Below are 19,567 nucleotides of genomic sequence, written 5' to 3' on the forward strand. Positions count from 1 at the left end.
TTTCGTTAGCCAACCGCGACGTCGAACCGCCGTGTCGGCGCCGTACCTGCGTAGCCGCAACGTGTTTCATTACGACTGCAACGCGACGGCACAGGCGACGTCTGCGTGAGACTTGACCGGAAAGGTGGTTGGTTGCCGTTATGAAGTGGAAAGAGAAGTTGCGTGGGTCGACGAGGACCGCACTGCGGCGGGCGGCGGCCGTCGCGGTCGCGACCGCTGCGCTGCCGGGGCTGATCGGCCTCGCGGGCAGTTCGGCGACCGCCGGGGCGTTCTCCCGTCCCGGTCTTCCGGTCGAATACCTCGATGTGTTCTCCCCGTCGATGAACCGTGACATTCGCATCCAGTTTCAAGGTGGCGGACCGCGTGCGGTCTACCTGCTCGACGGTCTGCGCGCGCAGGACGACTACAACGGCTGGGACATCAACACCCCCGCCTTCGAGTGGTTCTACCAGTCCGGTCTGTCGACGATCATGCCGGTCGGCGGCCAGTCCAGCTTCTACAGCGACTGGTATCAGCCCTCGCGCGGCAACGGGCAGAACTACACCTACAAGTGGGAGACGTTCCTGACCCAGGAGCTGCCGGCGTGGCTGGAGGCCAACCGCGGGGTTTCCCGCACCGGCAACGCCGTCGTCGGGCTGTCGATGGCCGGCAGCAGCGCGCTGACCTACGCCATCTACCACCCGCAGCAGTTCATCTACGCCGGCGCGCTGTCGGGCTTCTTGAACCCGTCCGAGGGCTGGTGGCCGATGCTGATCGGTCTGGCGATGAACGACGCCGGCGGCTACAACGCCGAGAGCATGTGGGGACCGTCGTCCGACCCGGCGTGGAAGCGAAACGACCCGATGGTCAACATCAACCAGCTGGTCGCAAACAACACCCGCATCTGGATCTACTGCGGCACGGGTACCCCGTCGGAGCTCGACGCGGGCACCGCCGGCCAGAACCTGATGGCTGCGCAGTTCCTCGAAGGGTTCACGCTGCGCACCAATGTCAGCTTCCGCGATCACTACATCGCCGCCGGCGGCACCAACGGGGTGTTCAACTTCCCGGCTAACGGCACGCACAGCTGGGCCTACTGGGGTCAGCAGCTGCAGCAGATGAAGCCCGACATCCAGCGCGTCCTGGGTGCACAGGCCTCGGCCTGACGGGTTCCCGGAACCCAGGGAGCCTGCCGTTTCCCCCGAACGGCAGGCTCCCTGCTTTCGTCTGTCAGGCCGGCCACTTCATCACCCGTCGGAAGGTGAGGTTCCGGGGAACAAAATGGATCCGGTCAAGGTTGAGCGCATCAGGTTCAACTTTGGAGGTTTGATGCCTGACGTTCTGCAAGTGCCCGTGCTCTTCGTCCGTGAGCCGATCGTGCTGCCCGGCATGGTGGTGCCGATCGAACTCGACGACGCTGCACGGACTGCGGTCGAAGCCGCCCAGGCCAGCGAGTCGGCCACGTTGCTGATCGCGCCGCGGCTGGACGACCGCTACCCCACCCACGGTGTGCTGGCGTCGATCGTGCAGGTCGGTCGTGTCCCCGGCGGCGGTACGGCGGCGGTCGTGCGTGGCGGACGACGCGCGCAGATCGGCGCCGGTGCCGCGGGACCGGGTGCGGCGCTGTGGGTTTCGGTCACCGAGGTGCCCGACGGCGCGGTCACCGACGAGACCACCGGCCTGGCCGGCGAATACAAGAAGCTGCTGCTGGCAATGCTGCAGCGCCGTGAGGCGTGGCAGATCGTCGACGTGGTCAACCAGATCACCGACCCGTCGGCACTGGCCGACACGGCCGGCTACGCGTCGTATCTGACCGACCTGCAGAAGCGTGAGTTGCTCGAGACCGAAGACGTGGCCACACGGTTGCGGTCGCTGATCGAGTGGACCGGCGAACATCTCGCCGAAGTCGAGGTCAACGACAAGATCGCCGAGGACGTCCGCGCCGGAATGGACAAGCAGCAGAAGGAGTTCCTGTTGCGTCGCCAACTGGACGCGATCCGCAGGGAACTCGGTGAGCTGAATCCGGACGGCTCCGACGAGGAAGCCGACTACCGAGCCCGGGTCGAGGCCGCGGACCTGCCCGAGAAGGTGCGCGACGCCGCGCTGCGCGAGGTCGGCAAGCTGGAGCGGTCCAACGAACAGAGTCCGGAGGGTGGCTGGATCCGCACCTGGCTGGACACGGTGCTGGACCTGCCGTGGAACGTGACCACCGAGGACTCGACCGATCTGGAGTCGGCGAGAGAGATCCTCGATGCCGACCATCACGGCCTCGACGACGTCAAGGACCGCATCGTCGAATACCTGGCGGTGCGTGCCCGGCGTGCCCGGCGCGGCATGGCCGTCGTCGGCGGACGCGGATCGGGTGCCGTGATGGTGCTGGCCGGTCCTCCCGGGGTCGGCAAGACCTCGCTGGGTGAATCCGTCGCCCGTGCGCTGGGCCGCCGGTTCGTGCGCGTGGCGCTCGGCGGTGTGCGCGACGAGGCCGAGATCCGCGGGCACCGCCGCACCTACGTCGGCGCGCTGCCCGGCCGGATCGTGCGCGCCATCGGCGAGGCGGGCTCGATGAATCCCGTGGTGCTGCTCGACGAGATCGACAAGGTCGGCTCCGACTACCGCGGCGACCCTGCCGCGGCACTGCTCGAGGTGCTCGACCCGGCGCAGAACCACACGTTCCGCGACCACTACCTCGATCTCGACCTGGACCTGTCCGACGTGGTGTTCCTGGCGACGGCCAATGTGATCGAGAACATCCCGCAGGCGCTGCTGGACCGCATGGAACTGGTGGAGATCGACGGATACACCGCCGATGACAAGCTCGCCATCGCGCGTGACTTCCTGCTCCCCCGGCAGCGTGAACGTGCGGCGCTGGGCGACGACGAGGTCGTCGTCACCGATGCGGCACTGCGGAAGCTGGCCGCCGACTACACCCGCGAACCCGGTGTCCGTCAGTTCGAACGGTTGCTGGCCAAGCTGATGCGCAAGGTCACCACGCGGCTCGGTTCCGACGCCGGACGGATCGTCATCGACGAACCGGACCTGGTCGGCTACGTGGGACGTCCGCGGTTCCTGGCCGAATCGGCCGAACGCACCGCGGTGCCCGGCGTGGCCACCGGCCTGGCGGTCACCGGCCTCGGCGGCGACGTGCTCTACATCGAGGCGGGCGCGACCGACGGGGAACCGGGTCTGCAGCTGACCGGTCAACTCGGCGACGTGATGAAGGAATCCGCGCAGATCGCGCTGTCCTACGTGCGGTCGCACGCCGAACAGCTCGGCGTCGACCCCGCCCGGCTCAACCGCAGCATCCACGTGCACGTGCCGGCCGGTGCGGTCCCCAAGGACGGACCGTCGGCGGGCGTGACGATGGTGACCGCGCTGGTGTCGATGGCCACCGGGCGGCAGGTGCGCTCCGATGTCGGCATGACCGGCGAGGTCACGCTTAACGGTCGGGTGCTGCCGATCGGCGGCGTCAAGCAGAAGCTGCTGGCCGCACAGCGGGCCGGGCTGAGCACGGTGTTCATCCCGGCGCGCAACGAGGCCGACCTCGACGACGTGCCCGCCGAGGTGCTCGAGGAGCTCGACGTCCGGCCGATGACCGACGTCGCCGACATCGTCGCGCAGGCGTTGGAGCCCGTGGCGGAGGCGACGTCCCCCGCTGCGGCGTGACTTTTTTCCCCGCGAGCAGACGCGTACTCCCCCGATTTCCGCGGATTTCGGGGGAGTTTGCGTCTGCTCGGCGTTTCTCACCGGACCGTTCGGGCAAGCCCGCTGGCATGGCCACATCGACGCAACGCCGGATCGTGGAGCGCCTGCTGGAGCAGGCAGGTACGACCTACGCCGAGCAGGCCGGGATCCGGATGCGGGACAAACCGATGCCGCTGTTCCAGCTGCTGATGCTGTGCATGCTCGCCAGCAAGCCGATCGACGCGGCCGTCGCGACCCGGGCCGCGCGCGAGATGTTCCGCGCCGGGCTGCGCACCCCGCGCAACGTCTGCGACGGGCAGCGGTCGGTGTTCATCGACGCGTTCGGCCGTGCCGGCTACGCCCGCTACGACGAGAGCTCGGCCACCCGCGCGGTGGAGATCGCCGCCACGGCGCTCGACGAGTACCACGGTGACCTGCGCCGGCTGGCCGTGGCCGCAGAACGCGACATCGACAAGACCAAGAAGCTCCTGCAGCAGTTCAAGGGCATCGGCGACACCGGCGCCGACATCTTCCTGCGCGAGGTGCAGGACACCTGGACGTGGGTGCGGCCGTACTTCGACGACCGGGCCACCGAAGCCGCGGTAGACCTCGGGTTACCGAAGGACTCCGGAGAGCTCGCCGGGCTGGCTCCGCGGCGCGCGGCCAACCTGGCCGCCGCCCTGGTGCGGGTGGCCCTCGACGACGAACTCCGCGACCGGGTGTGCACACAGTCCTAGTAGCGCGTGGCAGGCTGGTGACCCGACATGCATGCCTTCACCTTCGCCGGTCTGCCGGTGCTCGCCGGCGTCCTCGTCGCGTGCTCCGGCCCCACCGTCATCACCACCGACGATGCCGCCCCTGCCCCGGCGCCCCCGACCGTCGCCGCGCCCAGCACCACCGTCGCCAGCAATGCGCGGCTGGCCAACGCCTTCGACTTCGCCGAAGAGGTCGACGGGCAGACCGCCTACTACTTCACCTCGCCGAGCGGCAACTGGGAATGCGCCATCGTGCCGCGTGTGCACGCCGGCTGCCAGAACGCCCGTAACAGCGCCCGCATCGGCATCACCGGCGCGCCGGCTCAGGTGTCCGGTGAGGACGGCCGGCCCGCGCCGCCGAACGCGGTGGTCGTGACCCATGACCGAGCGGCCCGCCTCGTCGCGCTCGACGACCCACCGTTCGGGACCGACGACGCGACCGAGTTGCCGTACGACCGCATCCTCGCTGTCGGTGGCTTTCGCTGCAATGTGCAAGAGGCCGTGGGCATCTCGTGTCAGTCCGAGCGCAGTGGCAACGGGTTCACGTTCTCCGCCGACGAGTTCCGTCCCGGCTACACCGATCTGCCCTGACGGGGCTCATTGAAGGTTCGCGGTCCCGTCGGAGTTCACCCGTACGGCCGCCCCGGCGATGTCCTCGGTGACCGTCACCGCCGCGGCGTCCGCGTCGGCGATGACCGCCAGCGCGCGCGCACCGTCTTCGGTCCGCACGGCCAGGAACGCCTTCTCCGGTGTGCCGTCCCGGTCCACGGGCGTGGTCCACGACTCGACGGTCCCGACGCCGCTCCACTCCACCAGCGCTGTGCGAGTCGGCTCCCGGTCCACCTCCGATTGCACGTCCTCCCAACGGAACTCGCGTCCCGGAGGTTCGGTGCCGTACACCCCGAAGCTGTGCTTGGTCAGGTATCCGCCGTTGGCGGTGATCAGTCCGAGCCGGCCGGCCCCGGCGGTCAACTGCTCGGCCATCGTCGCGATCGAGTGCGTGACGTAGTTGTTCCACGGCCCGCCGGCGAAGGTCAGCCCGCCGGTCACGGTCAGCGGCCGCGCCGGATCGCCGACCGGCAAGCCCAGCTCCTTGGCCGCGACCTGCACCGCCGACGGGAAACACGAGTACACGTCGATCAGATCGATGTCGTCGGTGCCGGTGCCGGCCAGCTCCAGCGCGCGTCGACCCGCGATGCGGATGGCCGGCGAGGCGTGGAACTCCGCGCGCTCACCGATCGCGTACGTATCGTGCGCGTCGGCACCGGCATACGGGAAAACCCAGCGCTCCGTGGGGATCCGGAGTTCCTCCGCCTTCTCCGCCGAGACCAGGATCAACACGGCGCCCTGGTCGACCATGTTGTTGGAGTTCATCAGCTTGGTGTAGGGCCAGCTGATCATCCTGTTGGCGGGCGACGGCTCGGTGATCTGCTCGGCGGTGAGCGCCTCCCTGCTCCAGGCGTGCGGATTGGCCGCAGCCACCGCCGAGAACTGCGCCCACAACTCGCCGATCCGACGACGGTGGTCGGCGATCGACTCCCCCGCGGCGATACGCACCGCGGTCTCGAACATCGGATACACGAACGACGGTCGGTCGAGCTGGATCCGCTCGTCCGACGGGGCCGACATGGGCACACTCTCGTCGGAGCCCGGCGGCAGGGGCACCGACTCGTCCTGGCGGGTCCAGTCGGGTTTCTGCCCGGAGCGACGCATCTTGGTGCGGGTGCGCCACGTCTCCGCGCCGGCGATCAGGACGACGTCGGCCTTGCCCTGCGCGATGTCCAGGCAGGCCAGGTTCACCAGGGTCTGCGGCACGTTCCCGCCGATGCCGGTGTAGCGCGTCGTCGCCTTGTCCGCGCGGATACGTTGCGCCAGAAGCAAACCGGGATCGCGGTAACGCCAGGACAGCAGGTTGACCACGCGAATCGCGTCGACCGCCTCGAGGACGCGGGCCTCGGCGGCCTCGCGCGCCGCCGCAGCCATCAGATCGACCGGTTCGACCGCCGGATCCTCGGTGCGCTGGTTGATCTGGCCGTAGCCGACGAGAACCGGTGTCCTGGGAGCAAGGGGCATGACTGCACACCATAACGGCAGCGCAGAGATTAACGAGATCGCCACCGGGTATGGGTTTGCAATCCGCCTGCCGCCGACTTGGATGGAGAAATGACGACTACCGCCCCCACCGAGCCACCCCGCGCATGGACGACGGTCGACCGTGCCGAGGTGCCCGACACCGAGATCGAACGTCTGGATCGGTGGTGGCGAGCGGCGAACTATCTTTCGGTCGGGCAGATCTATCTGCTGGACAACCCGCTGATGCGCCGCCCCCTGACCCGTGACGACGTCAAGCCCCGTCTGCTCGGCCACTGGGGCACCACGCCCGGGTTGAACTTCCTCTACGCCCATCTCAACCGGGTGATCAGGGAACGCCGGCAGTCGACCATGTACCTGACCGGGCCTGGGCACGGCGGACCGGGACTGGTGGCCAACACCTACCTCGACGGCACCTACACCGAGATCTATCCCGACATCACCTGCGACGACGAAGGCCTGCGGCGACTGTTCCGGCAGTTCTCGTTCCCCGGCGGCATCCCGTCGCACGTCGCACCCGAAACCCCGGGCTCCATCCACGAGGGCGGAGAACTCGGCTACGCGCTGTCGCACGCCTACGGCGCGGCATTCGACAACCCCGACCTGCTGGTCGCCGCCGTCGTCGGCGACGGGGAAGCCGAGACCGGACCGCTGGCCACCAGCTGGCACTCGAACAAGCTGGTCAACCCGGCCGCAGACGGTGTCGTGCTGCCCATCCTGCACCTCAACGGCTACAAGATCGCCAACCCGACGCTGCTGGCCCGCATCCCCGAAGACGAACTGCGCAGCCTGATGATCGGCTACGGCCACAAGCCGTACTTCTTCGAGGTCGCCGACGACGACCACGACCACCTCGATGCTCACCGGCGCTTCGCCGCGCTGCTCGACGACGCGCTCGACGACATCGCGGAGATCAAGGCCGCCGCGGCGGCCGGCGACGATTCCCGGCCGTCCTGGCCGATGATCGTCTTCCGTACCCCGAAGGGCTGGACCGGACCCGCCCACATCGACGGCAAGAAGACCACGGGGTCCTGGCGCGCCCACCAGGTGCCGCTGTCCAGTGCTCGCGACAGTGACGAACACCTCGCGGTGCTCGCCGACTGGCTGTCCTCCTACCGGCCGCAGGAACTGTTCGACGACACCGGCAAACTGCACACCGACATCGCCGAGCTCGCACCCGAGGGTGCGCTGCGGATGAGCGACAACCCGCACACCAACGGCGGCCTGCTGCTCAAAGACCTGCGGCTGCCGGACTTCCGCGACTTCGCTGTCGACGTGCCCGAGCCCGGAGCGACCGTCGACGAAGCGACCCGAGTGCTCGGAAAGTGGCTGACCGAGGTGATCCGGCTCAACCCGGACAACTTCCGGATCTTCGGCCCCGACGAGACCGCGTCCAACCGCCTGCAGGCGGTCTACGACGCCACCGACAAGCAGTGGAACGCCGAACTGCTCGGCCCCGAAGTCGACGATCACCTCGGCCGCGTCGGCCGCGTCGTGGAGATGCTCTCCGAACACCAGTGCCAGGGCTGGCTCGAGGGTTATCTGCTGACCGGCCGCCACGGCCTGTTCAACTGCTACGAGGCGTTCATCCACATCGTCGACTCGATGCTCAACCAGCACGCGAAATGGCTGAAGGTGACCAACCACATCCCGTGGCGGCGGCCCATCGCGAGCTTGAACTACCTGCTGTCCAGCCATGTCTGGCGCCAGGACCACAACGGGTTCTCCCATCAGGACCCGGGTTTCATCGACCACGTCGTCAACAAGAGCGCCGACGTGGTGCGCGTCTACCTGCCGCCCGACGCCAACACGTTGCTGTCCACCTACGACCACTGCCTGCGGTCGCGGCAGTACGTCAACGTCGTGGTGTCCGGTAAGCAGCCGTCGCCGAACTTCCTGACCATGGACCAGGCCGTGGCGCACTGCACCCGCGGGCTCGGAATCTGGGAGTGGGCGGGCAGCGAGGTCGTCGGCACCGATCCCGACGTCGTGCTGGCCTGCGCGGGCGACATCCCGACACTGGAGGCGCTCGCCGCTGCCGACATCCTCCGCCAACATCTACCCGACCTGAAGGTGCGGTTCGTCAACGTCGTGGACCTGATGCGGCTGCAGGACGCCACCGAGCATCCGCACGGGCTGTCGACGCGTGATTTCGACATGATCTTCACCACCGACAAGCCGATCATCTTCGCCTACCACGGCTACCCGTGGCTGATCCACCGGTTGACCTACCGCCGCACCAACCATCCGAACCTGCACGTCCGCGGGTACAAGGAGGAAGGCACCACCACCACGCCGTTCGACATGGTGATGCTCAACGACCTCGATCGGTATCACCTGGTCATGGACGTCATCGATCGCGTTCCGTCACTGGGGTCCACCTGCGCGACGCTGCGCCAGCAGATGGGTGACAAGCGGCTGGCCGCCCGTGACTACACCCGCGCCCACGGCGAGGACATCCCGGAGGTCAAGGACTGGGTGTGGCCCGCGGCGCGGGAGTCGGGTTTCGGCACCGCCGGCGCGGACGCGACCGCCGACACCGGCGGGGACAACGAATGAGCCGGTAATCTTGCACGGTTATGTCTGACGCCTCCGTCGCCGCACCGGTCGAGCCGCATCCGCTGCTGGCCCAACTCTCGGCGCTGCACCACTTGCGGATCTACGTCGACATCGCGGTCGTGGTGGTGGTCCTGGCGGTGACGAACCTCGTCGCGCACTTCACCACCCCGTGGGCCAACGTCGCCGTCGTACCCGCCGCAGCCGTCGCGCTGGTGCTGCTGGTGCGTTCGCACGGCCTGGGCTGGTCCGAACTCGGTCTCGGTCGCGAACACTGGAAGTCCGGCGCCGGTTACGCCGCCGCGGCAGTGATCCTGGTGGGCGGCGTCATCGCGGTCGGGGTGCTGTTGCCGTGGACCCGACCGATGTTCCTCAACAACAACTACGCGACGCTCTCGGGTGCGCTGATCGCGTCGATGATCATCATTCCGCTGCAGACCGTGATCCCCGAGGAACTCGCGTTCCGGGGTGTGCTGCACGGCGCGATGGACCGCGCCTGGGGCTGGCGCGGGGTCGCCGCAGCCGGGTCGCTGCTGTTCGGCCTGTGGCACATCGCCACCTCACTGGGACTGACCGCCAGCAACGTGGGTTTCACCAAGATCCTGGGTGGCGGCGTCTTCGGGGTGGTCGTCGGCGTGGTCGGCGCCGTGTTGGCCACCGCGGCAGCGGGATTCGTCTTCACCTGGCTGCGCCGGCGCAGCGGCAGCCTGATCGCGCCGATCGCGCTGCACTGGTCGCTCAACGGGATGGGCGCGCTGGCCGCGGCGATGGTGTGGCACCTGGGTTGAGCCCGGTCACGGGATCAGGACCGCGGCTCCGGCCACCCGTCCCGCGGCGAGATCGGCCAGCGCCCGGTCGGCATGGTCGAGCGGATACGTCGGGCCGCTGACCTCGAGCCGGTGCTGTCCGGCGAACTCCAGGAACGCGTGCGCGTCGGCGCGGGTGTTCGAGGTGACCGAGCGGACCTGACGCTCCTGGAACAGGTGACGCTGGTAGTTCAGCGCCGGGATGTCGGTCAGATGGATCCCGGCGACGGCCAGCGTGCCGCCGCGGTCCAGGGCCTCGAGCGCGGGCAGCACCAGGTCCCCGACGGGTGCGAACAAGATCGCCGCGTCCAACGGCACCGGCGGCGGATCGCCGGCGCCCTGCGCCGACGCCGCCCCCAGCTCCAGTGCCAGCTCCCGCGCGCGTTCCCCTCGGGTCATCACGTGCACCTCGGTGCCCTGCGCGAGCGCCACCTGCGCGGTCAGGTGCGCGCTGCCACCGAAACCGTAGATCCCCAGGCGCCCGCCCGGCGGCAGGTCGGCCCGCAGCAGTGCTCGGTAGCCGATGATTCCGGCACACAGCAGTGGGGCCAGTTCGACATCGGCGTACCCCGCCGGCAACGGCAGGGCGAACGCCGCAGGCACGGTCGCATATTCGGCGTAGCCGCCGTCGGCGTCCCAGCCCGTGTACCGGGAACCGGGACACAGGTTCTCTGCGCCCCGCACGCAGTACCGGCACTCCCCGCAGGTGTGGCGCAGCCACGCGATGCCGACGCGGTCACCGACAGCGAAGCCGCTCGCACCTGCTCCGGCCGCGACGACCTCGCCGACCACTTCGTGACCGGGTATGACGTCCGGCCGGTGTACCGCGAGGTCACCTTCGGCGACGTGCAGGTCGGTGCGGCACACCCCGCAGGCGCGTACCGCGACCAGCAGCTCGTCGTCGCCGGGAACCGGGACCGGCACGGTGGTGGCGCGCAGCGGACCGCCGGAGATCGGGCCGGGCCGGGCCACCTGCCAGGCCCGCATGGCCGAACTCACGCGGGTGATCAGGCTTTCCGTTGGACCTTACCGAGCAGCCACAGCAGCAGCACCGACCCGAGAATGGCGGTGAACAGCGTGAACCACCATCCGCCGCCGGCGGTGTCGAGGAAGAAGCTGAGCAGGAATCCACCGATCAGCGCACCCACGATGCCGATGACGATGTTCATCAGGATGCCCGAGCCCGAGCCCTTGACGATCTTGCCGGCGATCCAGCCGGCAATCGCGCCGATGATGATGTAGCCGATCCAGCCCACGCTGGTCAGGGTCGTCGAACGGGCCAGGATTTCGGTAGCGAGCAATTCCATCAGGACCTCCTTGGTGCCGACCGGGCCCGGACGGACGCCGCCGGACCGCACCCCCAGATATACCGACTGCGGGTAACGGTGCGGCTATGCGTACGGAAACGATCAGACCGTCAGGCCGGCGGCAGCATCCCGGGGGCCGTGTTCGGGTCGACGGGCACCGGCTGACCGACTGCGGGCCGCGGCGCCGGGGCGTTGGGGTCCGGCGGGGGCGCATTCGGGTCGGCCGGTGGGACCGGCGCGTTCGGGTCCGGAGCCGGCGCGGCCGGCGGCGGGCTCCAGGGCCGGATCGAATTGGCCAGGGTCACCGCCTCCTGCTGCGGGACCGGGTTCTGGGCGGTACCCAGCCACACGACGAACCAACGTTCGGGTGCGCGCTGACCGCGCGGTGTGCCCGGGGCGGTCGGTTCGCCGACCACACCGGCCCAGATCTGGCCGTTCGGCTTGTTCGTGTCGGTGAACTTCACCTCGTAGTAGGACGCCACGCCGTCGAGGCCACCCGCCTCGAGCGGGACGGTCTGCTGGTTCACGCGAGTGCCCGGGAACGGCATGAAGAACTCGCCCATGTCCGACGCGAGGCGCTGAGCGGCCTTTGTGTTGTCGGTTTCGGCGCCGGCGAACAGCTTCAGATCGAGCCGGCCCAGCAGCACGCTGGTGTCGTTGGGGGGTTGCGCGTCCGGCGGCGAGCCCTCCGGCGGCAGTTTCGTCAGCAGCGCCTGGCCGTAGGACAGCTGCGTCGCGTCGGCGACCTTCCAGCCGGCCGGGACCACGTAACTGAACCCGCCGGCGGCGTTGTCGACACGGCCCGGTTCCGGTGCAGGCTCGGCCGGCTGTTCCGCGGGCGGCACGGGTGCGTTCGGGTCCGCCGGCGGCACAGGTGCGGGTGCGGGTGCCGGTGCGTTGGGGTCGGCCGGTGCAGGTGCCGGTGCCGGTGCAGGTGCCGGGGCGTTCGGGTCCGCCGGGGCGGGCGCGGCGGGGGGCGCAGGGTCGACGGGCGCGGGAGCCGGCGGGGGTGCCGGCGGAGGCGCCGGTTGAGCGTGCGCCACGGCGGGCAATGACAGCGCGGCAACGGTTGCACCGGTCAAGGCCGCGAAGGCCAGCGACTTCGACAGGCTGCTACGGCGAGGGTCCACCTGATCCATGGTGAAGAAACTACCGTGTTACAGCCGTGACGCAAGTGCGAAGTGCTATCTGTGTGCTAAATCGTTACTTTGCTGAACTAAAGAGTATTGCTGGTCAAGCTTCTATTCAGTATTAGCTGCAGCAACAGTACCCCCGAGCGTGACCCGGGGGTGGCGGCGTGTTCTTCTCTGGGGTGATCGTCGGCGCCCGGGGATGTGTTACCGCTCACGGCGCGTCGGTCACACGGGCTAGCTACCGTCCAGTAACATCGTGCCCATCTCGCTGGTTCAGCGCCGAACAACGGAGAGGGGTCGACGATGGACGTGTTGATCACCGGAAGTGACACCGACCTCGGTCGGACCATCGCCCAGAGCTTCGCCGAGGCCGGCCACCACCTGGTGCTCGCCGGCCGTCGCGCCGACGAACTCGAGGTCGCGGCCAAGGAGCTCGACGTCGACGGTGTGGTCGTCGACCCGGCCGATCCGGCCTCGCTGGCCGCGGCGGTATCGGAACTGCCCTCCCACCTCGACATCGTGGTCAACGTCCCCAGCCCGGTGTGGACGCCCGGCGATGCGCGGGTCTACGCGCTGGCCGACCATGCGGCCGAGTGGCGGGGATTGTTCGACGCCGGCCTGGTCGGGGCCGTGCTGACCACCCACCTGGTCGGTGACCAGCTCCGCTCGGGCGGCTCGATCGTCACCGTGATCCCCGAACCGCCTGCCCCGGGCAGCGCCGCCGCGGCGGTCAAGGCCGCGATCGCCGAGTGGACCGCCGGGCAGGCCGACCACTTCGGTGTCCGCGGCATCACGATCAACGCGGTGGCGGCCGGACGTGGCGTGGAGCCCGGCTACGACGGGCTGAGCAGCACCCCTCCGTCGGTCAGCGCGGAGATCGCCCGCCTGGCGTTGTTCCTGAGCACCCCGGCCGCCCGGCACATCACCGGTCAGACCCTGCACGTGACCCACGGCGCGCTGGTGAACTTCGGCTGACCAGGCCCGCATGGCGGAACAAGCGGGACTAAGGTTCTCGTTGCGGTGAATGGGTACGAGACACGAAACCGCCACCACCATCCGCTGAGGAGTTACCAATGAGCCATGCCGGAGCCCCCGCATCCGATCGGCACAAAGTGGTCATCATCGGATCGGGATTCGGTGGTCTGAACGCGGCCAAGGCGCTCAAGAGGGCCGACGTCGACATCAAGCTGATCGCGCGGACCACCCACCACCTGTTCCAGCCCCTGCTCTACCAGGTGGCCACCGGGATCATCTCGGAAGGCGAGATCGCGCCGGCCACCCGGGTGATCCTGCGCAACCAGAAGAACGCGCAGGTGCTGCTCGGTGACGTCACCCGCATCGACCTCGCGGCCAAGACCGTCCGGTCGGAACTGCTGGGACACACCTACGTCACCCCGTTCGACAGCCTGATCGTCGCGGCCGGAGCGGGCCAGTCCTACTTCGGCAACGACCATTTCGCCGAGTGGGCGCCCGGCATGAAGTCCATCGACGACGCGCTCGAGTTGCGCGGCCGCATTCTCGGCGCCTTCGAACAGGCCGAGCGCTCCAGCGATCCCCTGCGCCGAGAGAAGCTGCTCACGTTCGTCGTCGTCGGCGCCGGACCCACCGGCGTCGAAATGGCCGGCCAGATCGCCGAATTGGCCGACCATACGCTCAAAGGCGCGTTCCGGCACATCGATTCGACGAAAGCGCGCGTCATCCTGCTCGACGCCGCACCCGCGGTGCTGCCGCCCATGGGTGAGAAGCTGGGTAAGCAGGCCCAGGCCCGGCTGGAGAAGATGGGTGTCGAGATCCAGCTCAACGCGATGGTCACCGACGTCGATCGCAACGGCATCACCGTCAAGGATCCCGACGGCAAGCTGCGGCGCATCGAGGCGGCCTGCAAGGTGTGGTCGGCCGGTGTCTCGGCCAGCCCCCTGGGGCGCGACCTCGCCGAACAGTCCGGTGTCGAACTCGACCGGGCCGGCCGGGTCAAGGTGCTGCCCGACCTCTCGATCCCCGGTCACCCCAACGTGTTCGTCGTCGGCGACATGGCCGCCGTCGAGGGTGTACCCGGGATGGCCCAGGGTGCGATCCAGGGCGGCAAGTACGCCGCGAAGGCGATCGCCGCCGGGCTTCAGGGTGCCGATCCCGCCGACCGTGAACCCTTCAACTACTTCGACAAGGGTTCGATGGCCACGGTGTCGCGGTTCAGCGCGGTCGCCAAGATCGGCCCGCTGGAATTCGGTGGCTTCATCGCGTGGTTGGCGTGGCTGATCCTGCACCTGGTGTACCTGGTGGGCTTCAAGACCAAGCTGGTCACCCTGCTGTCGTGGACGGTGACCTTCCTGTCCACCAAACGCGGCCAGCTCACCATCACCGAGCAGCAGGCATACGCGCGAACGCGTCTCGAGGAGCTGCAGGAGATCGCCGCCTCGGTGCAGACTACCGAGCGGGCAGCGAGCTGACCGGCGGCTAGAGTCGCTGCCCCTGCCAGGTGGCCAGGCAACCACCGCCGGCCAGCTCCAGCGCCACCCCGGCGGTGGTGACATCGGTGCGCGGGTAGTGCAGTTCGCTCACGCAGGCCAGTGGCGCGGCGATCGCGTCGTCGGCCAACGATCCCCGACCCAACTCGACCCGGTGGCGTAGCAGCGGTCGACCATCGGCGTCGGCGTGCAGGGACCCGCTCCAAAACCCTTCGCGCTCAGCGGTTCTGCCGATCTGCACGCGCTCCCGCAGGTGGACCGACGCGCCCGCGGTCAGGGACAGTCGGGTCGAGGTGATGTGACGCGCCGCGGCCGCCACGATCGTCGGCTCCGGATCGAGGTGCAGGGCGCCGGCGACCTCGATCTCCCAGTCCGCGTGTGACTCGACCGTGGCTCCGCCGGGCAGCGCCACCGCGGCGGCGACGCTGCGAATGTTCAGTCGTGCACCAGGTTCGACGACCACGCGGACGCGGATCACGTCGCCGCCGAGCGGGGTGGCAGCCGCCGACACCAGGTGTACGGTGTCGATCCCGGTGTGGCGCACCGCGATCGCGCCCCGACCTTCGACACGGGGTGTGCGATCCGGCCCGACCGCGATCAGCACCTCAGAGCGCATTCACACCGCCTGCGCCACCCGCAGCTGCTCGCGGACCCACTCCAGCACGGGTGTCGCCGCCGGGTCGACGGTCAACGAGAGTAACGCGGTGGGCCGGCCGTCGCGCACCGCGGCCGCATCGCGGCGCATCACCTCGAGATCGGCACCCACCAGCGGCGCGAGGTCGGTCTTGTTGACCACCAACAGATCCGAGAACGTCACCCCCGGTCCGCCCTTGCGCGGCACCTTGTCCCCGCCGGCGACGTCGACGACGAAGATCTGGACGTCGACCAGACCGGAGGAGAACGTCGCGGTCAGGTTGTCGCCGCCGGACTCGACCAGGATGAGATCGAGATCGTCGTGCGCGGCGATCAGGTCGTCGATCGCGTCGAGGTTGGCGGTGATGTCGTCACGGATCGCGGTGTGCGGGCAGCCGCCGGTCTGCACCGCGGCGATGCGGTCGTCCGGCAGAACGGCGTGCCGACGCAGGAAGTCGGCGTCCTCGGTGGTGTAGATGTCGTTGGTCAGCACGGCCAGCGACAGCTCGTCACGCAGTTGGCGGCACAGCGCGGCGACCAGGGCGGTCTTGCCGGAGCCGACCGGGCCGCCCACGCCGATACGCAGCGGCTCCCCCGCGTGACGCAGGCGGCGCGGACGGTCGGTGTGGCCGTGGGGCTGGCCGTCCAGGAAGTGGGGAGGCATCGGCACCGTGCTTTCGGTCAGGAGGCGAACAGGGGTCGGTCACGCTCGACGTGCCGCTGGGCCAGCACGTCGAGCAGCGGGTCGGACAGATCGGCGAGGCCGCAGGCGGCTTCGGCGGCCGTCTGCTCGCACACCGGCGCCAGCGTGAAGGTCAGGGCCGCAACGTCACCGGGGTCCAGCGCGAGGAGACGCTGCGCGGCGGTGGCGGAGTTGGTCATGGTGGTGTAGACGATCGAGAGCGCTGTGTGCTGTGGGCTCAGACCGCTGACGGAGCCGACCAGCCCGGCGGCCACCGAGAGGTGTGGTGTCGCACCGAGGATGTCCCATCGGTGGCCCGGCCACACGCGACGGGCCAACCGCAGCAACCCCCTGCCCTGGGCGCGGGAGGCCTGCCGGGCGGCCGGAGACGGTGTGCGCGCGTCGGTTTCGGCATCGCCACCGGTGCCGGACTCCGCGGACAGGGTGCCGTCGGCCACCGCCGCGGCCAGTGAGGCGGTGACCAGTCCGGTGGTCACGATGCGGCGCCGCAGGAACGCTTCGAGGGTGCACAGGTCGGCGACCAGCCCGCTGGTCACGGCCTCTTCGACCCCGCCGGAGTGCACGTGCCCGCCGGTGGGCAGACGCGAGTCCGACAGGGCCAGCAGCGTGGTGAGGTTGGACATCAGAACAGGAAGTATCGCTGCGCCATCGGCAGTTCGGTGGCGGGCTGCTCCTGCCAGACCTCGCCGTCGATGCGCACGGTGAAGGTGTCCGGATCGACCTGGATGTCCGGGAGTGCGTCGTTTCGCGGCATCTGCGCTTTGCCGACGCCGCGCACGTTGTCGACCGCGACGAGCCTGCGGTGCACCGCGATCCGCTCGGCCAGTCCGTCCTCGATCGCCTGCGGTGCCACGAAATGCACCGACGTGGCCGCCGCCGCTGCGGGTGCCGCACCGAACATCGGTCGCGGCAGCACAGGTTGCGGCGTCGGGATCGAGGCGTTCGCGTCCCCCATCGCGGCCCAGGCGATCATCCCGCCCTTGACCACCGCGTGCGGTCGCACCCCGAAGAACGCCGGCTCCCACAGCACCAGGTCGGCGAGCTTGCCGACCTCGACGGAGCCGATCTCGGAGGCCATACCGTGCGCGACGGCCGGGCAGATCGTGTACTTGGCGACGTAGCGCTGCGCGCGGGCGTTGTCGGCCCGGGTGTCGCCCGGCGCGAACCCGCGGCGGCGCTTCATCACGTGTGCGGTCTGCCAGGTGCGCAACACCACCTCGCCGACGCGGCCCATCGCCTGGGCGTCGCTGCCGATCATCGAGATCGCCCCGATGTCGTGCAGCAGGTCCTCGGCGGCGATGGTCGAGGGGCGAATCCTGCTCTCGGCGAACGCGAGATCCTCGGGCACGCTCGGGTTCAGGTGGTGGCACACCATCAACATGTCGAGGTGCTCGTCGAGGGTGTTGACGGTGTGCGGACGCGTCGGGTTGGTGGAGCTGGGCAGCACGTTGGGCACGCCGGCGACGGTGATGATGTCCGGCGCGTGGCCGCCACCGGCGCCTTCGGTGTGGTAGGCGTGGATCGAGCGGCCCTTGATCGCGGCCAGTGTGTTCTCGACGAACCCGGTCTCGTTGAGGGTGTCGGTGTGGATGTTGACCTGCACCCCGGCCTGCTCGCACACCGTCAGGCACGCGTCGATGGCTGCCGGGGTGGTCCCCCAGTCCTCGTGCAGCTTGAAACCGGCTGCGCCGCCGCGCAACTGCTCCCACATCGCCTCGGCCGAGACCGTGTTGCCCTTCCCGAGCAATGCGACGTTGACCGGCCAGCCGTCCAGCGCCTCGAGCATGCGGGCCAGGTGCCAGGCGCCCGGGGTGACCGTGGTGGCCTTGCTGCCTTCGGCGGGGCCGGTGCCGCCGGCGACGATCGTGGTGATGCCGCTGCCGAGCGCCTCCTCGAGGATCTGCGGGCAGATCAGATGGACGTGGCAGTCGATCGCGCCGGCGGTGACGATGCGGCCGTTGCCGGCGATCACCTCGGTCGACGGTCCCACGACCAGGTCGGGATGGACCCCGGACATGATGTCGGGGTTGCCGGCCTTGCCGATCGCGGCGATGCGCCCGTCACGAATCCCGATGTCGGCCTTGATGATCCCCCAGTAGTCCAGGATCACCGCACCGGTGATGACGGTGTCGGGGGCGCCGTCCGCGCGGGTGGCGCGCGACTGTCCCATCGATTCGCGCAGCACCTTGCCGCCGCCGAAGACCGCCTCGTCCCCGGCCAGTCCCGGTCCCCCGCTGCGGTCCTCGGTGATCTCGATGAACAGGTCGGTGTCGGCCAGCCGGATCCGGTCGCCGGCGGTGGGACCGTACAGCGCGGCGTACCGCGCGCGGGACAGACCAGTCATCACGACCTCTCGTCGAGGCGACCCGGCGGGTCGAGGCTCAGGCCGTGCACCTCGCGGGTACCGGCCAGCGGAATCAGGCGCACGCGTTGGGCGACCCCGGGCTCGAACCGGATCGCCGTGCCGGCCGGGACGTCGAACCGGTGGCCGTGGGCGGCGGCCCGGTCGAAGCTCAGCGCGGCGTTGGACTGCGGCACATGGACGTGGCTGCCCACCTGCACCGGCCGGTCGCCGGTGTTGACGACCTCGAGTTCGAGGCGGTCGGCACCGGCGTTGATCTCGATGTCGCCCTCGCCGAAGACGATCTCTCCTGGTATCACCGGGGCGTCCTCACGAGATCGGATGGTGGACGGTCACCAGCTTGGTGCCGTCGGGAAAGGTGGCCTCCACCTGGACGTCGTCCAACATCTCCGGGATGCCGTCCATCACGTCGTCGCGGCGCAGCACCTCGCGACCGCTGACCATCAGATCGCCCACCGACCGCCCGTCGCGGGCACCTTCGAGGATGTGGTCGGTGATCACCGCGACGGCTTCCGGGTGGTTGAGCTTCAGGCCGCGGGCCTGCCGGCGCCGCGCGAGCTCGGCCGCATACGAGATCAACAGCCGTTCCTGTTCATGCGGGGTCAGACGCATAGTGGGCGATCCTGCCACGAGAACGGCTGCGCGGCAGCGCTCGTGTGTCTAGCCCTCGGTGATGTTCTGCAGCCGCACCTGTCCGCGCGCGACGGTGCGGTCGCTCTCGTCGGTGATGACGATCTGCCACAGCTGCTGGCGACGCCCCCGGTGGATCGGCGTCGAGGTCGCCGTGACCGTGCCGCCCGAGATCGCACGCAGGAAGTCGGTGTTGTTGTTGACCCCGACCACGGTGCCGCCGCCGTTCTCGCTCAACCAGACATGGCCCGAGACACTGGCCAGGCTCTCCACGATCGCGCAGTAGACGCCGCCGTGCACGATGCCCCAGGGCTGCAACAGCTTGTCGTGGATGGTCAGCTCGGCGCGACCACCGTCGGGCGTGACGTCCAGATACCTCAGTCCGAGTTCGGTGTCGAAACCGTCGCCGAGACCTTCGGGGCGTTGGGTGTTCACGGCTCGTGTCTACACGCGGCGCCGGTGTCGG

At 69.3% G+C, this 19,567-nt stretch carries 19 protein-coding genes; 8 read left to right on the plus strand and 11 right to left on the minus strand.

The features are described 5' to 3' along the window. Positions 1 to 140 precede the first annotated feature (140 nt). The 4 genes from ACAG25_RS13040 to ACAG25_RS13055 all read left to right on the plus strand — a co-directional run bounded on the left by ACAG25_RS13040 (position 141) and on the right by ACAG25_RS13055 (position 5,006). Positions 141 to 1,145 (plus strand): esterase family protein, encoded by a 1,005-nt coding sequence (locus ACAG25_RS13040; RefSeq protein WP_370488871.1) that lies wholly within the window; start codon positions 141 to 143, stop codon positions 1,143 to 1,145. A gap of 163 nt (positions 1,146 to 1,308) precedes the next feature. Continuing rightward, positions 1,309 to 3,642, plus strand: coding sequence for an endopeptidase La (gene lon, locus ACAG25_RS13045; RefSeq protein WP_370488872.1), 2,334 nt, complete (start codon positions 1,309 to 1,311; stop codon positions 3,640 to 3,642). 107 nt (positions 3,643 to 3,749) lie between these two features. After that, the gene (locus ACAG25_RS13050) at positions 3,750 to 4,397 is read left to right on the plus strand and encodes an endonuclease (protein WP_370488873.1); all 648 of its coding nucleotides are present in this window, start codon (positions 3,750 to 3,752) and stop codon (positions 4,395 to 4,397) included. Positions 4,398 to 4,424: 27 nt separating this feature from the next. Further along, on the plus strand, positions 4,425 to 5,006 hold the full coding sequence (locus tag ACAG25_RS13055) for a hypothetical protein (RefSeq protein WP_370488874.1): 582 nt from the start codon (positions 4,425 to 4,427) through the stop codon (positions 5,004 to 5,006). A 6-nt stretch (positions 5,007 to 5,012) separates the two neighbouring features. Here ACAG25_RS13055 and ACAG25_RS13060 read toward each other — a convergent pair whose 3' ends face one another. Next, positions 5,013 to 6,488 carry an acetyl-CoA acetyltransferase gene (locus ACAG25_RS13060; RefSeq protein WP_370488875.1) on the minus strand — a complete coding sequence of 492 codons (1,476 nt, stop codon included), beginning with the start codon at positions 6,486 to 6,488 and terminating at the stop codon, positions 5,013 to 5,015. A 90-nt stretch (positions 6,489 to 6,578) separates the two neighbouring features. Here ACAG25_RS13060 and ACAG25_RS13065 point away from each other — a divergent pair, with 90 nt between their 5' ends. Together ACAG25_RS13065 and ACAG25_RS13070 are read left to right on the plus strand one after the other, a co-directional pair. After that, the gene (locus ACAG25_RS13065) at positions 6,579 to 9,065 is read left to right on the plus strand and encodes a phosphoketolase (RefSeq protein WP_370488876.1); all 2,487 of its coding nucleotides are present in this window, start codon (positions 6,579 to 6,581) and stop codon (positions 9,063 to 9,065) included. A gap of 20 nt (positions 9,066 to 9,085) precedes the next feature. Further along, positions 9,086 to 9,850 (plus strand): lysostaphin resistance A-like protein, encoded by a 765-nt coding sequence (locus ACAG25_RS13070; protein ID WP_370488877.1) that lies wholly within the window; start codon positions 9,086 to 9,088, stop codon positions 9,848 to 9,850. Positions 9,851 to 9,856: 6 nt separating this feature from the next. Here ACAG25_RS13070 and ACAG25_RS13075 read toward each other — a convergent pair whose 3' ends face one another. The 3 genes from ACAG25_RS13075 to ACAG25_RS13085 form a co-directional block, all read right to left on the minus strand. After that, on the minus strand, positions 9,857 to 10,855 hold the full coding sequence (locus ACAG25_RS13075) for a zinc-binding alcohol dehydrogenase family protein (RefSeq protein WP_370489006.1): 999 nt from the start codon (positions 10,853 to 10,855) through the stop codon (positions 9,857 to 9,859). Between the two features lie 20 nt (positions 10,856 to 10,875). Continuing rightward, positions 10,876 to 11,175, minus strand: coding sequence for a GlsB/YeaQ/YmgE family stress response membrane protein (locus ACAG25_RS13080; protein WP_370488878.1), 300 nt, complete (start codon positions 11,173 to 11,175; stop codon positions 10,876 to 10,878). Positions 11,176 to 11,285: 110 nt separating this feature from the next. Then, positions 11,286 to 12,314, minus strand: a complete 1,029-nt coding sequence (locus ACAG25_RS13085) for an APA family fibronectin-binding glycoprotein (protein ID WP_370488879.1) — start codon at positions 12,312 to 12,314, stop codon at positions 11,286 to 11,288. 297 nt (positions 12,315 to 12,611) lie between these two features. Between ACAG25_RS13085 and ACAG25_RS13090 the strand changes: the two genes are divergently transcribed. Both ACAG25_RS13090 and ACAG25_RS13095 read left to right on the plus strand, forming a co-directional pair. Next, a complete protein-coding gene (locus ACAG25_RS13090) occupies positions 12,612 to 13,283 on the plus strand; it encodes an SDR family oxidoreductase (protein WP_370488880.1) in 672 nt (223 codons plus the stop codon). 98 nt (positions 13,284 to 13,381) lie between these two features. Next, entirely contained in the window at positions 13,382 to 14,755 is a 1,374-nt protein-coding gene (locus ACAG25_RS13095) for an NAD(P)/FAD-dependent oxidoreductase (RefSeq protein ID WP_370488881.1), read from the plus strand. A gap of 7 nt (positions 14,756 to 14,762) precedes the next feature. Here ACAG25_RS13095 and ACAG25_RS13100 read toward each other — a convergent pair whose 3' ends face one another. The 7 genes from ACAG25_RS13100 to ACAG25_RS13130 are packed head-to-tail and all read right to left on the minus strand — an operon-like array spanning position 14,763 to position 19,536. Further along, complete coding sequence (locus ACAG25_RS13100; protein ID WP_370488882.1) at positions 14,763 to 15,389, minus strand: urease accessory protein UreD; 627 nt, start codon at positions 15,387 to 15,389, stop codon at positions 14,763 to 14,765. Further along, positions 15,390 to 16,070 carry an urease accessory protein UreG gene (gene ureG, locus ACAG25_RS13105; RefSeq protein WP_370488883.1) on the minus strand — a complete coding sequence of 227 codons (681 nt, stop codon included), beginning with the start codon at positions 16,068 to 16,070 and terminating at the stop codon, positions 15,390 to 15,392. A 17-nt stretch (positions 16,071 to 16,087) separates the two neighbouring features. Further along, positions 16,088 to 16,732, minus strand: a complete 645-nt coding sequence (locus ACAG25_RS13110) for an urease accessory protein UreF (RefSeq protein WP_370488884.1) — start codon at positions 16,730 to 16,732, stop codon at positions 16,088 to 16,090. Beyond that, positions 16,732 to 18,453: an urease subunit alpha gene (locus ACAG25_RS13115; RefSeq protein WP_370488885.1), complete on the minus strand. Its 1,722-nt coding sequence runs from the start codon at positions 18,451 to 18,453 to the stop codon at positions 16,732 to 16,734. Before ACAG25_RS13115 ends, ACAG25_RS13110 begins: the two co-directional genes overlap by 1 nt. Further along, the gene (locus ACAG25_RS13120) at positions 18,453 to 18,770 is read right to left on the minus strand and encodes an urease subunit beta (protein ID WP_370488886.1); all 318 of its coding nucleotides are present in this window, start codon (positions 18,768 to 18,770) and stop codon (positions 18,453 to 18,455) included. The genes ACAG25_RS13115 and ACAG25_RS13120 overlap by 1 nt, the downstream gene beginning before the upstream one ends. A gap of 10 nt (positions 18,771 to 18,780) precedes the next feature. Next, positions 18,781 to 19,083, minus strand: coding sequence for an urease subunit gamma (locus tag ACAG25_RS13125; RefSeq protein WP_370488887.1), 303 nt, complete (start codon positions 19,081 to 19,083; stop codon positions 18,781 to 18,783). Between the two features lie 48 nt (positions 19,084 to 19,131). Continuing rightward, positions 19,132 to 19,536, minus strand: a complete 405-nt coding sequence (locus tag ACAG25_RS13130) for a PaaI family thioesterase (RefSeq protein ID WP_370488888.1) — start codon at positions 19,534 to 19,536, stop codon at positions 19,132 to 19,134. Positions 19,537 to 19,567: the final 31 nt, after the last annotated feature.

The organism is Mycobacterium sp. pV006 (assembly GCF_041287115.1).
Taxonomy (GTDB): Bacteria; Actinomycetota; Actinomycetes; order Mycobacteriales; family Mycobacteriaceae; genus Mycobacterium.

Coding starts and splice junctions, on each gene's coding strand:
- ACAG25_RS13040 (WP_370488871.1), top strand. CDS start 141: ATGAAGTGGAAAGAGAAGTTGCGTGGGTCGACGAGGACCGCACTGCGG.
- lon (WP_370488872.1), top strand. CDS start 1,309: ATGCCTGACGTTCTGCAAGTGCCCGTGCTCTTCGTCCGTGAGCCGATC.
- ACAG25_RS13050 (WP_370488873.1), top strand. CDS start 3,750: ATGGCCACATCGACGCAACGCCGGATCGTGGAGCGCCTGCTGGAGCAG.
- ACAG25_RS13055 (WP_370488874.1), top strand. CDS start 4,425: ATGCATGCCTTCACCTTCGCCGGTCTGCCGGTGCTCGCCGGCGTCCTC.
- ACAG25_RS13060 (WP_370488875.1), bottom strand. CDS start 6,488: ATGCCCCTTGCTCCCAGGACACCGGTTCTCGTCGGCTACGGCCAGATC.
- ACAG25_RS13065 (WP_370488876.1), top strand. CDS start 6,579: ATGACGACTACCGCCCCCACCGAGCCACCCCGCGCATGGACGACGGTC.
- ACAG25_RS13070 (WP_370488877.1), top strand. CDS start 9,086: ATGTCTGACGCCTCCGTCGCCGCACCGGTCGAGCCGCATCCGCTGCTG.
- ACAG25_RS13075 (WP_370489006.1), bottom strand. CDS start 10,855: ATGCGGGCCTGGCAGGTGGCCCGGCCCGGCCCGATCTCCGGCGGTCCG.
- ACAG25_RS13080 (WP_370488878.1), bottom strand. CDS start 11,175: ATGGAATTGCTCGCTACCGAAATCCTGGCCCGTTCGACGACCCTGACC.
- ACAG25_RS13085 (WP_370488879.1), bottom strand. CDS start 12,314: ATGGATCAGGTGGACCCTCGCCGTAGCAGCCTGTCGAAGTCGCTGGCC.
- ACAG25_RS13090 (WP_370488880.1), top strand. CDS start 12,612: ATGGACGTGTTGATCACCGGAAGTGACACCGACCTCGGTCGGACCATC.
- ACAG25_RS13095 (WP_370488881.1), top strand. CDS start 13,382: ATGAGCCATGCCGGAGCCCCCGCATCCGATCGGCACAAAGTGGTCATC.
- ACAG25_RS13100 (WP_370488882.1), bottom strand. CDS start 15,389: ATGCGCTCTGAGGTGCTGATCGCGGTCGGGCCGGATCGCACACCCCGT.
- ureG (WP_370488883.1), bottom strand. CDS start 16,070: ATGCCTCCCCACTTCCTGGACGGCCAGCCCCACGGCCACACCGACCGT.
- ACAG25_RS13110 (WP_370488884.1), bottom strand. CDS start 16,732: ATGTCCAACCTCACCACGCTGCTGGCCCTGTCGGACTCGCGTCTGCCC.
- ACAG25_RS13115 (WP_370488885.1), bottom strand. CDS start 18,453: ATGACTGGTCTGTCCCGCGCGCGGTACGCCGCGCTGTACGGTCCCACC.
- ACAG25_RS13125 (WP_370488887.1), bottom strand. CDS start 19,083: ATGCGTCTGACCCCGCATGAACAGGAACGGCTGTTGATCTCGTATGCG.